Consider the following 15,412-nt stretch of genomic DNA (forward strand, 5'->3'; position numbering starts at 1 on the left):
AAATAAAAAGGAATATAATGGAGGTGTAAAATGGAAACGCTAACAATAGGTGAATTAAAAGTGACATGGCTTCGTGGAGGGAATAATCATTTAGACGGAGGGGCAATGTTTGGTGTTGTTCCAAAAGAGCTTTGGACAAGAAAATATCCTATCTCAGAAGGAAATCGTATTCCAATGAGGACTGATCCTTTGCTCGTTCAAACTGAAAAACACCTCATGTTAATTGATGCAGGCATAGGAAATGGGATGTTGGATGAGAAAAAAAAGCGTCATTTTGGCGTAACGGAAGAATCATTTATTGCTGAAGACTTACAAAAGTTAGGGTTTACGTGTAAAGATATTACTCATATCATTATGACGCATCTTCACTTTGATCATGTGTCAGGCTTAACAAAATGTATCAACGGAAATTTTTCCTCTGCTTTTCCAAATGCAAGAATTTTTGTTAGCGACATCGAGTGGAATGAAATGAAAAATCCTAATATACGTTCTAAAAATACGTATTGGAAACAAAATTGGGAATTTATTCAGCATCAAGTAATAACATTTAGCGACAAAGATGAAATTGTGCCTGGAGTAACGGTTCATCATACCGGAGGTCACAGCGATGGTCATGCTGTAGTTGTATTAAAAGGAAACCATGACACCTTAGTGCACATGGGCGATCTTTTGCCAACACATGCACATCAAAATGTCTTATGGGTAATGGCATATGATGATTATCCAATGACTTCGATTGAACAAAAGCAGCAGTGGCTAGCTTATGCCTACGAGCATCAAGCTTGGCTAAGTTTTTATCATGATGCTTTTTATCGAGCAGTAAAATGGGATAATAAAGGAGAAATAGTTGACGAAATTAAACGGGTGCATTCAACGTTAATTCAATAATAGCACCGCTTTTTTTATCAATGAAAAACTCGTAATGTTCCTGTTTTGCATCACGTGTTCTGATAATTCCACCTGTATAACCATAAAAAGAGAGACCATGTTTTTGAATGACTTTAGTCGTTGTTTCAATCCATGAGCCGTCGATTGCCCCGTTTTGCTTAAAAGCGCTTTTAACAATCGTAAGGGCTTCCGATGAGGAAATTGACGACTTTCTTTTTTGAATAATATAAGCGCTTGCAAATCCGACTGCAGCTCCTGCTATTAGTTGAGTCCACTTCACGTTATTCACCTGCTTTTTAAGGATATGTTTTCACTATTATATCAAATTGTCGAATGCTTTGTTAAGTTGAGTCATAGAAGAGAAGGACGGAACTAGCAACTATTTCCGGTTTTCGATACAATAAAGAAAATGATACATAAAGGAGAGTATATATGAACAATGAAACGCTATCTCTATTTAAAACATTAACGGAGTTACCAGGTGCCGCTGGAAACGAACATCAAGTACGTTCATTTATGCGCTCGCAAATTGAACCCCTTGTAGATGAAGTCATTCAAGATGGGTTAGGAAGTTTATTCGGCGTTCGCTATAATGAAGAAAAAGGTCCTAAAGTAATGGTAGCAGGACATATGGACGAAGTAGGATTTATGGTTACATCTGTAACAGATAAAGGAATGCTTCGTTTTCAAACTCTAGGAGGATGGTGGAGTCAAGTACTTCTAGCTCAACGCGTCCATGTTGTTACAAAAAAAGGTCCTATCACCGGTGTAATTGCTTCTATCCCTCCCCATTTATTAGACGAATCACAGCGCAACAAGCCGATGGCCATTAAAAATATGATGATTGATGTGGGCGCAGATAGCAAGCAGGAAGTAGCAGAAATGGGCATTCGTCCTGGTGATCAAATTGTCCCGATTTGTCCGTTTACGCCAATGGCAAATGAAAAGAAAATACTGGCGAAAGCATGGGATAACCGCTATGGGTGCGGACTTGCGATTGAATTATTAAAAGAAGTAAAAAATGAAAAATTGCCAAATATCTTATATTCTGGAGCTACTGTTCAAGAAGAAGTAGGACTTCGCGGTGCTCAATCCGCTGCGAATATGATTAAACCGGATTTGTTTTATGCACTAGATGCTAGTCCTGCTAACGATACATCAGGTGATAAAAATGCATTTGGACAATTAGGAAAAGGCGTATTACTTCGTATCTTTGACCGTACGATGGTCACACATAGAGGAATGAGAGAATTTATTTTAGATACAGCTGAGACAAACAGCATCCCTTATCAATACTTCGTTTCTCCAGGAGGTACGGATGCAGGGCGCGTTCATACTTCTAACAATGGCGTTCCTTCTGCAGTGATCGGCGTATGTTCACGTTATATTCATACTCATGCTTCTATGATTCATGTGGATGACTATGCAGCTGCAAAAGAATTATTAGTCAAACTTGTACGTTCTACAGACCAAACAACGCTTGATACGATTAAGCAAAACGGATAAAGAAGAACAAAGCAGCTGCTTTTGCGGTTGCTTTGTTTCATAATGACAGGAGAAAAAAATGAAAATTGCAATCGGAACGAAGAATCCAACAAAAGTAAATGCAGTAAAAAAAGTATTTGGAGATACTTTTACATATGTAGAGGTAGACGTGCAGTCCGGGGTGTCGCCACAGCCTTTTTCTGATGAAGAAACCATCCAAGGAGCGATTAACCGCGCGCGTGCTGCAGTCAAAGAGACAGGTGCTGATATTGGCATTGGACTTGAAGGAGGGGTGCAGGAAACGCCTCATGGCTTATTCCTTTGCAACTGGGGAAGTCTTGTTACCTCTAAGGACCTTGAACCGATTTTAGGTGGAGGAGCTCGTATTCTGCTTCCTGAAGCGGTAGCCGGTATGCTTCGTCATGATAAAAAAGAATTAGCCGAAGCTATGGAAGTGTATACAAACCAAAAGAATATTCGAAAAAAAGAAGGAGCAATCGGTATTTTCACCAATGGGCATGTAGATCGGACCGCTATGTTTTATCAAGTTGTTTTAATGCTAAAAGGACAGCTGGATTTTAGGACAAATCAAGCTGTTCAATAGGAAATTTCTTTGTAACCCTTTATAATAGAAAAGCATCAGTGTATGATAGTTGCAACAACTCATATACTATGTTTTGATGTAGAAGGATTAAATAATGTATGGGGCTTTAGCCGTTTAAATACGAAAGTAAAAGAAAAAGTGGAGGAAAGAAAAATGGAAAAAATGCAAACAATTGAACAATACAAAGAAATCATTAAAGAAGGAAAACATATCATGATGTTTTCAGCAGACTGGTGCCCAGATTGCCGAGTAATCGAGCCTGTGCTTCCAGAAATTGAGGCGAATCATAGCGAGTATACATTTCACTATGTCGACCGCGACGACTTTATCGATCTTTGTGCAGAATTAAGCATCTTTGGAATTCCAAGCTTTGTTGGTTACAGCAACGGAGAAGAAACAGGGCGTTTTGTCAGTAAAGACCGTAAAACAAAAGAAGAAATTGAAGAGTTTATTAACGGCTTAAATGCATAAACCAAGTGAAGACTGATAGCTATCTACAGCTATCAGTCTTCATACATAAAAATGAGAAAAGGAGGCGTAAATATGGCGAAAATGAATAGTCAAAAGATGAGAAAACTACTAGAAGAGCGACTAATGGGTGCGGATTGGTCATTTTCATTTGATCGTGAAAAAGATACGCTGCGCGTTGAACATCAGGAAACGAAAAAAGGTGTAACCATTTCTTTACCTGGGCTAATTGCAAAATGGGAAGAAAAAAAGGAAGCAGCTCTAGATGAAATGGTATATTATATAAAAGAAGCTCTTCGTGTTATGAACGATGAACAGCAGGTAGCGGGAAAAGAAAAGCGCATTTATCCAGTTATTCGCTCAACGTCTTTTCCGGATAAATCAAATGAAGACGTGCCGTTGATTTATGATGAACATACAGCTGAAACACGCATTTATTATGCGCTTGATTTAGGCAATACATATCGTCTATTAGATGAGAAACTAATTCGCAAGGAAAATTTAGATCTATCCGCAGTGCGGGAAATGGCTAAATTTAATCTTCGCTCTTTGCCGATTTCACATAAAAAAGATACGGTAGCAGGCAATGACTTTTATTTTGTAAATCAAAACGACGGATACGATGCAAGCCGAATTCTTAATGAGGCATTTTTGCAAGATTTTGCTTCTAGTGTTTCGGGCACAATGGCTATAGCAGTACCTCACCAAGATGTGCTGATTCTAGCTGATATCCAAAACGAAACGGGTTATGATATTCTTGCGCAGATGACCATGAGCTTTTTTGCAAGTGGACGTGTACCCATCACAGCTCTTTCATTTTTATACGAAAACGGCGAGCTAGAACCTATTTTTATTCTAGGAAAAAATCGTAGTAAAGGACGGGACTAATTATGAATCTTTTTTATAATAAAGAAGGCATCGGCGATACGTTAATCGTCAAGCTAGAAGAGATCGCAATTGAAAATCGCACGTTTGAAACAAAAGGCGACGTTGTGCGTATCTTTGATCAAAAATCAAATACAACAGCTGGCTATAACATTTTTCATGCTTCTTCTAAGTTGAAAGTAGAGGGAAATGGTTCTCTTGAATTGACAGAAGAAATGGTGGAAGAAGTAAATCGTGTACTTAGCGAAAGCGGTTTTGAAGGTAAACTTGAAGTGGATTTATCTCCTAAATTCGTAGTGGGATATGTTCAAGAAAAAGAGAAGCATCCAAATGCAGATAAGCTGAACATCTGTAAAGTAGATGTTGGCACAGAAACACTTCAAATTGTATGCGGAGCACCAAATGTAGACGCAGGTCAAAAAGTCGTGGTAGCAAAAGTAGGAGCAGTTATGCCAAGTGGTATGATCATTAAAGATGCAGAGCTGCGCGGTGTGCCTTCTTCAGGTATGATTTGCTCTGCTAAAGAGCTGGCGCTTCCGGACGCTCCTCAAGAAAAAGGGATTTTAGTGCTTGAAGACAAATATGAAGTAGGTCAGCCTTTTCAAGCATAAAAACAGAGTGCGATACTGATTTATAGGGCAAAAGCATGATGTTTTTTTACACGTATATTTCAAAGCGTTACAGTTGCTGAAAAGCAATTGTCAATTCTTAAAAAGGTTTGATAGAATTAAAAGCCACTAGTACATACTAGTGGCTTTTTTCGCGTTCAATTATAAGTGCTAATTAAACGTGAAAAAATATTTTTGCAAAGAGGAATTTTACTGTATAAATAAGGGAAGCAAAATAGTAGATTTTATAGTAAGAGTTCAAGCATACGTGATAGAATGATAAATGAAAACATAGTATATATATCCATCTCAGAGAATACTTTGAGGCTAAAGGTAAATAAAGGATACATGGATAGCTTTTTGTAGGTGTCGCAGCACTGCGGTATAAGAGGCTAAACGAAGTAAGATAGTCTGATAGAAAGAGTGATAAAAATGGGTTTTGTACGAAAAGTAATGGATTATTTACTAGGATACGAAGTGAAAGAAATCGTTGTAGACGAACATGGAAATACAACGGAAGAATACCCTTTAAATAGAGAAAAAACAATTCCTAAAAAGAAGGCTCCTAAGCCTAAACAAATGCAGTCAGTTCATCAAAAGCCAGTGATGAAAGCAGCGCCAAAACCTTCTGTTCCACACTCGGCCAGAACGCAAAAACGGAGTTACAGTGAAGAACAGCAAGATGTTCATACAAAAGTAGCTTATCAATATCCAAAAGGAACGTTTCGTTTCCCTTTAATTGATGATATGGGAGAAGCAAAAAAGTCAGCAATTCCTAAAAATGAACCAAGGCCTGTAGCAAAAAAGGCACCGGCTCCGTTTTATCAAGAGCCTGTTCGCAAGTCAGCGCTAACGCAGCCTAAGTCAGTATCTCAGCCGTTAAAAACGGTATCTGAAAAGAAAGAAGCGATTCCGCAAGTAAGAAAACGTCCGTTTCGTCCGACTGAAATTCCTTCACCTGTATATGGGTTTAATAAGAGGCCTTCTAATGTTGTACAAAACGGAAGTGAGGAAGTAGTAGAATATGAGCTCCCGAGTACACAGTTATCAAAAGCAGCGTTTGAAGATGAAATTTACCGACGAGCGATGAATACGTCTGTTGTAGAGCCGTTAAGAAAACCAGTTTCTCAGCCTATAGCCGCAGAAGCAAAGATTCAAGAAACGGAAGAAATGATGCAACTGTCTTCTCAGCGTTTTGCTCAGTGGAAGCAATATGAGGAAAATCAAAAAGAGAAGCTATCATTTCCTGAAGAAAAGCCAAGTTCTTCAGTAGCCGTAAAAGAACAGGAAGAGGCTCCAACTTTTGAAGAATCACACGCGGTCGAACCGTTAGTAGCAAAAGAGAAAGCTCCTGACTGGGATTTGGCGGAAGAAACAGCAGTAGCTGAAGAGGCTTCAATTTCAAAGGAAACGCCTCCGTTTGAATCATCCGTTTCTTTCCAACAAGAGATCGGAAATGAAGCTGAAGAGGTAAAAGCAGAAACGTTGATGGAAGAAAGCCCAGCGCTTTTACAAGCATCAGAAGAAGTAGAAGCACTAAAGCCTAGAAAGATAGAAGAAGCTCCAGCCGCTGAGAAAGAAAGTGACGTCATTCTAGAAGAGCCAACAAACAGTGTTCATATTGAAGCAGAACATGAGCTGAATTCTGAAAGTTTACATCCATCGCAACCCGCAGCTGATGAATGGCAACCAGAAGCGGTATCGGCTGTTGTTCACCAAGAGCTTGAAAATTCAGTGATAAAAGAGGAAGAGAGCAGTATGCAAGAAAGTCAAGAGTTACAAGGACAAGTACAGCAAGAGTCAGCTGTAGAACCTCTTGTATCTGCAGAACAGCCAGGAGATGCTGAACGAGCTCGCGGTAAGCGACTAGTGCCTTTTAACGTGATGATGCTGAAAAAAGACCGCACAAAGATGGACAACAGCGCTCGAGAAAAAAGTCAGCCGCCCCAAGGTTCATACCAAACGCAGAAGGCAGAAACTCTGCAAAAAAAAACGGAAGTAAGTAGGCAAGAAGAAGTTCACGTTGAAAAAAACAAAGAAGCGGTTCCGCAGGCTTCATTAAAAGCTGAAGAACCTGTAAATGTAAAGGCTTCTTCTCCTTATACATTTCCTGGAATGAACCTGCTTAACATTCCTCCAGCTGCTATTGAAGAAGATAATCAATGGGCGGATGAGCAGCGTGAGCTTTTGGATATGACATTAAAAAACTTTAACGTTCGAGCTAAGGTCGTAAACGTCACGCAAGGTCCTACCGTGACCAGATTCGAAGTACATCCTGAACCCGGTGTGAAAGTGAACAAAATTACGAATTTAACAGATGATATTAAACTGAGCCTAGCCGCGCGTGATATCCGAATTGAAGCGCCAATTCCGGGGAAAAATACGATTGGAATTGAAGTGCCAAATCGTCAAAGTAAGCCGGTGTTAATTCGCGAAATTTTGAGGCATCCTTCTTTTAGAAAAGATAACTCTCCTTTAACGGTGGCGTTAGGGTTAGATATTTCAGGAACGCCGGTTGTGACTGACTTGAACAAAATGCCTCACGGTCTGATTGCTGGAGCGACGGGGTCTGGTAAAAGTGTGTGTATTAATACCATTATCGTCAGCTTGCTTTATAAAGCTGCGCCACACGAAGTCAAGCTTATGTTAATTGACCCTAAAATGGTTGAGCTAGCTCCTTACAATGGCATTCCGCATTTAGTCAGCCCGGTTATCACGGATGCTAAAGCAGCTACTACAGCTTTAAAATGGGCAGTAGAGGAAATGGAGCGCCGTTATGAACTGTTTGCACATGCGGGCGTACGTGATATTACAAAATACAACGAACGTGTAAAAGAACATAATGAAAAAAGCGGGGAGCTGCCATATCTAGTTATTATTATTGATGAACTTGCCGACTTAATGATGGTATCTCCAGGGGAAGTAGAGGAAGCTATTTGCCGTATTGCACAAAAGGCAAGAGCATGTGGCATTCACTTATTGCTTGCAACGCAGCGTCCTTCCGTAGATGTTATTACAGGCTTAATTAAAGCGAATGTGCCAACGCGTATTGCATTTTCTGTTTCTTCGCAAGTTGATTCACGTACAATTATCGACACAGGGGGAGCAGAGAAGCTACTAGGTAAAGGTGATATGCTGCTTCTTGAAAACGGCTCTTCTAAAAGCGTTCGAATTCAAGGGAACTTTGTTTCAGATGAAGAAATTGACCGCGTTGTAGATCATGTCAAAAAACAAATGAAGCCAACATACCTATTTGATCAAGAAGATTTGTTGAAAAAGCAGCAAAGCTTTGCTTCAAATGAAGAAGATGAGCTTTTCTATGAAGCATGCGAGTTTGTGCTAGACCAAGGCGGTGCATCTACTTCCAGTCTGCAAAGACGCTTCAGAATGGGGTACAATCGCGCTGCGCGCCTCATTGATATGATGGAACAGCAAGGCATTATTTCAGAAGCAAGAGGAAGCAAGCCGAGAGATGTGCTCATTACCGAAAACGAGCTTCAGGAAATGGAAAGTCAAACAGCCACTTCTACATTTTAAGCTGTTTTTCTGCATGTAGGTTAAAAAAGAGAGGCTATGCAAGATCAGCAGGATACAGCATTGTGTGAGTTAACGCTCTGTCACTGTATCCGTCGCCTCTTTTTTTCCTGCTTTAAGTTCGTTTATACAGAATTTGAGTAGAGATTTTGGAAGAAATCTATCAGGAAAAAAAGGAAAAGGTTTGTCAGAACTAGTAAAATGATTTACTATATGTAAGGATAATGTGTGTTTTGCTTTTTTAGCATGTGATAGTTTGCTATCATTTATCACCAGCAGAAACATATGAGCTGAAGGCGTTTAAAGAGGACAAACCAAAATAATTAGAGTACGAGTGAAGAGTAATGACAGAAGAAAATCATGAACTGATTAACTTTAATGAAATTCGTGAACAAAAGCAGCTTCAGTCTGATAATGCAATTTGCGACTTTTACAATCAATATTTCTTTTTTGTGAACCGCTATACGAATATACGAGAAAAAGTGCGGGCTTCACATCTATTTAAAGAGTTAGTAAACTTGCCTCATGAGGCGCCTCTGTCTGATTCCCATGAACAATTATTTTTTCAGTGGTTTGCATTTGAATATGTAACCATTCAGGGGAAAACCCTGCTACAGCTTTTTTTAGCTGATCAGGCGAAGCAGAAAACAGAGTCGTTTTTGATTCAAGGAGCCTTTTTTTTGACGAGTGTACTAGAGCCAATTATTGTGTCTAAAGTACCTAATTCGTTTTTCTTAAAAGGATATACCCCATTGACAAATGAGCAGGTTATCATCAAAGATGTAAGAGGAAGATTTGCAAATTTAGAGGAACAACAAGTAATTTGGATTCGAAAAATAAAATCAATCGGATATGACGTGTTAATTGACTCTTTCTTTTTAGGACATAAACAACGCATTGAACAGTTAGTAACGCAATATAATGACAAAAAAAATGCAATGACATGGCGATCGTTTCTAAAACAGCAGGCTATATACTATGTGATGAAGTCAAAATAAAAGGCCGTTTCGCAAGGGAAGAGAGTAGAAATGGAGTCATGGAGTTATGTTATAAGAAGTGATATAATGTACGAATGTTATCGTGAAATCAGCAATCAAACGACATTTATATACGTTTGTAAGAGCAATTCTAGATAACCGTCATATACTGTCTTACAGATAGACGAATGTTGGAGGTTCTTTATATGACAGTTTACCATTTTGTAGGTATTAAAGGAACAGGAATGAGTGCGCTTGCGCAAATCCTAAACGATATGGGCTTTCAAGTTCAAGGATCGGATATTGAAAAAGAAATTTTTACGCAAAAAGCACTAGAACAGCAGGGGATTCCTGTTTTACCATTTGATAAAAATAATATTAAAGACGGCATGACTGTAATCGCAGGAAATGCTTTTCCTGATACGCATGAAGAAATTGCAGAAGCAGCTTCAAAAGAAGGAGTCAAGCTTGTACGCTATCACCGTTTCTTAGGTGACTTTATGAAACAGTATACGAGTGTAGCCGTAACAGGAGCACACGGAAAAACATCCACAACGGGTATGTTAGCGCATGTGATTCAAGGAGCTGAACCTACTTCATATTTAATTGGAGACGGTACGGGTAAAGGTGTAAAAGACAGCAAGTATTTTGCGTTTGAGGCATGTGAGTATCGCCGCCACTTCTTATCTTATACGCCAGACTATGCAATTATGACGAATATTGATTTTGATCACCCTGATTATTTTGCCAATATCGATGATGTATTCAGCGCCTTCCAAGAGATGGCACTTCAAGTCAAAAAAGGAATTATTGCCTGTGGTGACGATGAACATCTTCAGCAAATTCAAGCGAAGGTACCTGTTCTTTATTATGGATTAGGCGAAGAAAATGATTTCCAAGCACGTAATATCGTAAAAAGCACAACAGGCACAACATTTGATGTGTTCGTTCGAAATACATTCCACGCATCATTTGAGATTCCAGGGTATGGCGACCATAACATCTTAAATGCACTTTCCGTTATTGCACTTTGTCATTATGAAGAAATTGACGTTGCTGTGCTGCAAGAGCGTTTTAAAACATATCAAGGTGTAAAACGTCGTTTCAGTGAAAAGAACGTTGGCAAACAAGTGCTAATCGATGATTATGCACACCATCCAACGGAAATTAATGCAACGATTTCAGCCGCTCGTCAAAAGTATCCAAACCGTGAAGTTGTGGCTGTTTTCCAACCGCATACGTTTACGCGTACACAAACGTTCTTAGAGGACTTTGCAGCAAGCTTACAGCACGCTGATAAAGTATATCTATGTGATATTTTTGGATCAGCTCGTGAGCATCAAGGTAAATTATCAATTGAAGATTTACGAAGCAAAATCAGCGGAGCTGAATTAATTAATGAAGAAACAATTGAATCGTTAAAAGACCATAATGAAGCTGTATTAGTATTTATGGGTGCTGGAGACATTCAAAAGTTTGAAAAACTATATCAGCAAACCGTATCATAAAAAAAAGGCACTCAGGAGAGTGCCTTTTTTATTTCAAAACTCATTTTAAATTTTCAGGATTTAACGCTTTTAATTCCTCAATGACAAATAACCCGTCTTTACGAATTAACACGTCATCGAAATAAATCTCACCGCCGCCGTATTCTGGGCGCTGAATCATCACCATATCCCAGTGAATATTTGACTTGTTTCCATTATACGCATCTTCGTAGCACTCGCCAGGAGTGAAGTGGAAGCTTCCGTCAATTTTTTCATCAAATAAAATGTCTTGCATTGGATGTTGAATATACGGATTTACGCCAATCGCAAATTCACCAACAAAACGAGCGCCTTCATCCGTATCAAAAATGCCGTTGATGCGTTCTGTATCATTAGCGGTTGCTTCAACAATCTTACCGTTTTTAAATGTTAAGGATACATTCTCAAACGTAAAGCCTTGATAGTTAGAAGGAGTGTTATAAGAAATTGTGCCGTTTACAGAATCACGTACAGGAGCTGTGTATACTTCACCGTCCGGAATATTCATTTCCCCGGCACACTTCACTGCAGGAATATCTTTAATAGAGAACGTTAAGTCTGTATTCTCACCTGTTAAACGCACCTTGTCCGTACGGTTCATGAGCTCAACCAAAGCATCCATCGCTTTGCTCATTTTGCCATAGTCTAAGTTACATACATCAAAATAAAAATCTTCAAATGCTTCTGTACTCATTTTAGCAAGCTGCGCCATTGAATCGTTTGGATAGCGAAGAACAACCCATTTTGTTTTTGGAACGCGAATTTCTCTATGTACTTTTTTACCGATCGTATTCCCTTGGATTTTCATTTTATCTGCCGGAACATCCGATTGTTCAAAAATGTTTGAACCAGAACGCAAGCCAATATAAGCATTCATTTCCTTCATCACATTTGCTTCGAAGTCTGCCATCATATTGAACTGCTCTTCTTGTGCACCGTTCAAAAGAGCTCGGTCTACCGAATGATCTTTTAGCAGTACAAATGGATAACCACCCGCCTTGTACGCTTCATCTACAAGTGCTGTCACAAGTTCGCGCTGAAGGCCAAAGTTTTCGATTAATACTTTTTCTCCTTTTTGAAGGCGAACAGAATAATTAATTAAATTTTTAGCTAATGTCGCAATTCTAGGGTCTTTCATAAATAGTGCCTCCTTAAAATAGCAATGATTGGTGATTCACTTTCTATTGTACCCCACTGAGCTTATTTTGTTTGTTTTTATGCTTTAAAATCCTTTTTTTCTTTAGGAAGGGAAATAACTCATATATCGCGAAATAATGTACAATCTTCCCTTTTTCTGAATAAAAGCAGAGAGAATATGGTAAAGTTAAAGAGTCTATAGGGAATAGAAGGTTTAATTGTTTATAAAATTGGGAAAGTAGTTATAACAAGAGAGAAGAAAATAGGAGGTGCCTTGCACAGATGGTTATTATTCTTTATTTAAGCGCTGCTATTGTTGCCATTGCGATTTTTTACCTGGTGGTTTCCGTGTCCAAAACATTGAAATCCGTTCAGCACACATTAAATTCAGTGGCAGGTACTTTAGACGGTGTAGAAAAGCAAATGACAGGAATCACAGCTGAAACAACTGCACTTTTACATAAGACTAATCTGTTAGCTGAAGATATTCAGCGTAAATCCGAAGCGCTGAACACAGTGGTGGATTCTGTTAAAGGCGTAGGTGGCTCAATCCAAGACCTAAATAAGTCTATTAAAAGCGTATCATCAAGCGTTTCAGAAAAAGTAGAAGAAAATAAAGAAACTGTTGCTCAAGTTGTTCAATGGAGCAATGTTGCATTAGACGTATGGGAACGTATAAAATTAAGAAAACAGAAAAAAGTTGAAGCAGAGCCTGTACCTGTCGAAGTGAAAGAAAAAGCGGTTCAACGCTCACGCTCATTTTCATAAGGATGAACTTTAAAGGAGGAGACGCATATGTCAAACAAACCAAATAAACCAAACGGCACTTCAAATAAAGGCTTTTTAGTAGGAACAGTGATTGGAGGAGTTGTAGGAGCTGCAACGGCATTACTACTTGCTCCAAAATCAGGTAAAGAGTTCCGTTCTGATTTGAATGAGCAGGCAGCTTACGTTCGTTTAAAAACGGAGCAAGCGAAAAACAGTGCTGTTGAAAAAGGACAAGGCTTTGCTCAAACGGCTAAAGAAAAAACGGCTGGTTTATCACAAACATTGTCTGAACAATCTTCACAAGTAGTCGACAAAGTGAAAAACTTCCGTAAAGTAGATCCTGAACACGAAGCATTACCCCCAACAAGCTTAGAAGTGCTTGCTGATGAAGTGGAGTCTCAAAGCAACGAAGACGTTCAGCAGAAGCTAACAGAAGCTCAAAAAGCATTAGATGAAGTGGAAAGCACAGTGCCACGACCATAATAAACAATCAAAAGCGTTTACCCTATAGGGTGAACGTTTTTTGTATGTAATGTAGGTTGGATAACAACAAGTAAATAATCGTTTCATTGCAGAAAAAAACTCCGCCTTATAAATGAATTTATGAGCATCATACATAAAGCTGAGCACTCTCTTTGTATGGAAACGGTCAAACCATGTAAACTTAAGAGTAAGTACAGAAAGGGTGAAAAAAATGAAAAAGATTTCAACAGTTGAAGAGTTCGAACAAGTTGTTAAGGAAAACAATCGCTTTTTATTTTTAAAGCACAGCACAACGTGTCCAATTAGTGCAGCTGGTCATGAGGCATTTTCAGCGTTTGCTTCTAGTCATGAAGACATTCCCTCTTATTATCTTCATGTGCAAGATTCACGAGATGTATCTAACTATATTGCTGAAGCGTATGAAGTGAAGCATGAATCACCTCAAGCGCTTCTGTTTGAAGATGGAAAAGTGAAGTGGCACGCTTCTCACTGGAACATTAACGAAGAAGAATTAGCGAAAAACGTAGCTCATTAATTGAAAGCGGCTGGGACAAAAGCAGTTTAGGTGAAGGAAGATCCGAACGATTAATCGTTCGGTTTTTTTTATATGCTGATTGCGGTTTCATCCGCTTTTTCGTACAATAGATATAGTTTAGCACATAAAAGCAGAGAAGCCCCTTACATATATCCTCCATCATCTATCATCTTATGTAGTAACCCTGCTAAACGGATTTTTTAAAATCAGTGAAAGGGTGGACGTACATGACTAATTCAGATCTTCAGCATTTGCGATCTCAAATTGACGAAGTAAATATGAAACTGTTAAAGCTTATTAATGAGCGAGGAGAGCTTGTTCAACAAATAGGAAAGTTAAAAGGAATGCAGTCAACCAAACGGTTTGACCCTGTTCGTGAACGAGCAATGCTTGACTCGATTTTGAGTAAAAACGAAGGACCGTTTCAAACGTCGACGCTTCAACATATTTTCAAAGAGATTTTCAAAGCTCATTTAGAGCTTCAAGAAGATGATCATCGTAAAGCACTTCTTGTATCCCGTAAAAAGAAGCCGGAAAATACAATTGTTACGGTAAAAGGAGAAACAATTGGTGACGGACTTCAGCGTTTTGTAGCAGGACCTTGTTCCGTTGAAAGCTATGAGCAAGTAGCAGCCGTAGCAAAGGCCGTAAAGCAGCAGGGCGTGGGCATGCTTAGAGGCGGAGCCTACAAGCCAAGAACATCTCCATATGATTTTCAAGGCCTTGGCTTAGAAGGGCTGCAAATTTTAAAAAGGGTAGCTGACGAATATGATTTAGCCGTTATTAGTGAAATTGTCGACCCCGCTGATATTGAAACAGCTGTAGAATACGTAGATGTGATTCAAATTGGTGCTCGTAATATGCAAAATTTTGAGCTGTTAAAAGAAGCGGGTGCGGTGAAGAAGCCTGTCTTATTAAAGCGAGGCTTAGCCGCTACCATTGATGAGTTTATTAATGCTGCTGAATACATTGTGTCAAAAGGAAATGATCAGCTGATTTTGTGTGAACGAGGAATTCGTACGTATGAGCGAGCAACGCGAAATACGCTGGATATTTCAGCCGTTCCCATTTTAAAACAAGAAACGCATTTACCTGTTTTAGTCGACGTCACGCATTCAACAGGAAGACGAGATTTACTTGTTCCAACGGCTAAAGCGGCTCTTGCCATTGGTGCGGATGGAATTATGGCAGAAGTTCATCCAGATCCTGCGGTAGCACTTTCTGACTCAGCTCAGCAAATGGATATTCCGCAATTTACAGAATTTATGAAGCAGCTAAAACCTATATGTAACTTAAATTTATAAAAAAACGTAAAAATGAAAAATTCGTATACTTTTATGACAAGTTTGAGGCACTTAATGGTTTCAAGCTTGTTTGCCTTTCGTTATAATAAAGATAAGCGAAATTATCACGTATTTTGAAAACAGTCGATAACTTTTGTCAAAATAGGAAAGAATAAGTGCAAATCCAAAAAACAAGAATTTATGAAATTCTCGTGAAACTTGTCGGAAAAA

15 protein-coding genes are annotated in these 15,412 nt (G+C 39.0%); 13 read left to right on the plus strand and 2 right to left on the minus strand.

The window, feature by feature from the left end:
- The first annotated feature begins 30 nt into the window (after positions 1-30).
- Positions 31-888 carry a YtnP family quorum-quenching lactonase gene (locus SB717_RS06290; protein WP_410903468.1) on the plus strand — a complete coding sequence of 286 codons (858 nt, stop codon included), beginning with the start codon at positions 31-33 and terminating at the stop codon, positions 886-888.
- On the opposite strand, the gene SB717_RS06295 is transcribed toward SB717_RS06290, so the two are convergent.
- Positions 857-1,168 (minus strand): PepSY domain-containing protein, encoded by a 312-nt coding sequence (locus SB717_RS06295; RefSeq protein WP_074677831.1) that lies wholly within the window; start codon positions 1,166-1,168, stop codon positions 857-859. The two genes, SB717_RS06290 and SB717_RS06295, sit on opposite strands and share 32 nt — an antisense overlap.
- Before the next feature lie 152 nt (positions 1,169-1,320).
- Between SB717_RS06295 and SB717_RS06300 the strand changes: the two genes are divergently transcribed.
- The 8 genes from SB717_RS06300 to murC all read left to right on the plus strand — a co-directional run bounded on the left by SB717_RS06300 (position 1,321) and on the right by murC (position 10,957).
- Positions 1,321-2,394, plus strand: coding sequence for a M42 family metallopeptidase (locus SB717_RS06300; protein ID WP_013059506.1), 1,074 nt, complete (start codon positions 1,321-1,323; stop codon positions 2,392-2,394).
- Between the two features lie 58 nt (positions 2,395-2,452).
- Positions 2,453-2,977 (plus strand): DUF84 family protein, encoded by a 525-nt coding sequence (locus tag SB717_RS06305; protein ID WP_098622733.1) that lies wholly within the window; start codon positions 2,453-2,455, stop codon positions 2,975-2,977.
- 153 nt (positions 2,978-3,130) lie between these two features.
- A complete protein-coding gene (locus SB717_RS06310; RefSeq protein WP_013059504.1) occupies positions 3,131-3,448 on the plus strand; it encodes a thioredoxin family protein in 318 nt (105 codons plus the stop codon).
- A 72-nt stretch (positions 3,449-3,520) separates the two neighbouring features.
- The gene (locus SB717_RS06315) at positions 3,521-4,333 is read left to right on the plus strand and encodes a DUF1444 domain-containing protein (protein WP_074677827.1); all 813 of its coding nucleotides are present in this window, start codon (positions 3,521-3,523) and stop codon (positions 4,331-4,333) included.
- Positions 4,334-4,335: 2 nt separating this feature from the next.
- Positions 4,336-4,941, plus strand: a complete 606-nt coding sequence (ytpR, locus tag SB717_RS06320) for a YtpR family tRNA-binding protein (RefSeq protein WP_074677825.1) — start codon at positions 4,336-4,338, stop codon at positions 4,939-4,941.
- 429 nt (positions 4,942-5,370) lie between these two features.
- Positions 5,371-8,475 (plus strand): DNA translocase FtsK, encoded by a 3,105-nt coding sequence (locus tag SB717_RS06325; protein WP_410903469.1) that lies wholly within the window; start codon positions 5,371-5,373, stop codon positions 8,473-8,475.
- Between the two features lie 341 nt (positions 8,476-8,816).
- Positions 8,817-9,470 (plus strand): nicotinate phosphoribosyltransferase, encoded by a 654-nt coding sequence (locus SB717_RS06330; RefSeq protein ID WP_074677821.1) that lies wholly within the window; start codon positions 8,817-8,819, stop codon positions 9,468-9,470.
- Between the two features lie 185 nt (positions 9,471-9,655).
- Positions 9,656-10,957, plus strand: a complete 1,302-nt coding sequence (murC, locus tag SB717_RS06335; RefSeq protein ID WP_013059499.1) for a UDP-N-acetylmuramate--L-alanine ligase — start codon at positions 9,656-9,658, stop codon at positions 10,955-10,957.
- A 40-nt stretch (positions 10,958-10,997) separates the two neighbouring features.
- On the opposite strand, the gene SB717_RS06340 is transcribed toward murC, so the two are convergent.
- Positions 10,998-12,113: an aminopeptidase gene (locus tag SB717_RS06340; protein WP_013085232.1), complete on the minus strand. Its 1,116-nt coding sequence runs from the start codon at positions 12,111-12,113 to the stop codon at positions 10,998-11,000.
- A gap of 281 nt (positions 12,114-12,394) precedes the next feature.
- Between SB717_RS06340 and SB717_RS06345 the strand changes: the two genes are divergently transcribed.
- From SB717_RS06345 to SB717_RS06360, 4 genes are all read left to right on the plus strand, one after another.
- Complete coding sequence (locus SB717_RS06345) at positions 12,395-12,880, plus strand: DUF948 domain-containing protein (protein WP_410903470.1); 486 nt, start codon at positions 12,395-12,397, stop codon at positions 12,878-12,880.
- 27 nt (positions 12,881-12,907) lie between these two features.
- Positions 12,908-13,363 carry a YtxH domain-containing protein gene (locus SB717_RS06350; protein ID WP_410903471.1) on the plus strand — a complete coding sequence of 152 codons (456 nt, stop codon included), beginning with the start codon at positions 12,908-12,910 and terminating at the stop codon, positions 13,361-13,363.
- 211 nt (positions 13,364-13,574) lie between these two features.
- Positions 13,575-13,898 carry a bacillithiol system redox-active protein YtxJ gene (gene ytxJ, locus SB717_RS06355; RefSeq protein ID WP_074677817.1) on the plus strand — a complete coding sequence of 108 codons (324 nt, stop codon included), beginning with the start codon at positions 13,575-13,577 and terminating at the stop codon, positions 13,896-13,898.
- Positions 13,899-14,125: 227 nt separating this feature from the next.
- Positions 14,126-15,202 (plus strand): bifunctional 3-deoxy-7-phosphoheptulonate synthase/chorismate mutase, encoded by a 1,077-nt coding sequence (locus tag SB717_RS06360; protein ID WP_074677815.1) that lies wholly within the window; start codon positions 14,126-14,128, stop codon positions 15,200-15,202.
- Positions 15,203-15,412 lie beyond the last annotated feature (210 nt).

This window comes from Priestia sp. SIMBA_032, assembly GCF_046535215.1.
Lineage (GTDB): Bacteria > Bacillota > Bacilli > Bacillales > Bacillaceae_H > Priestia > Priestia aryabhattai.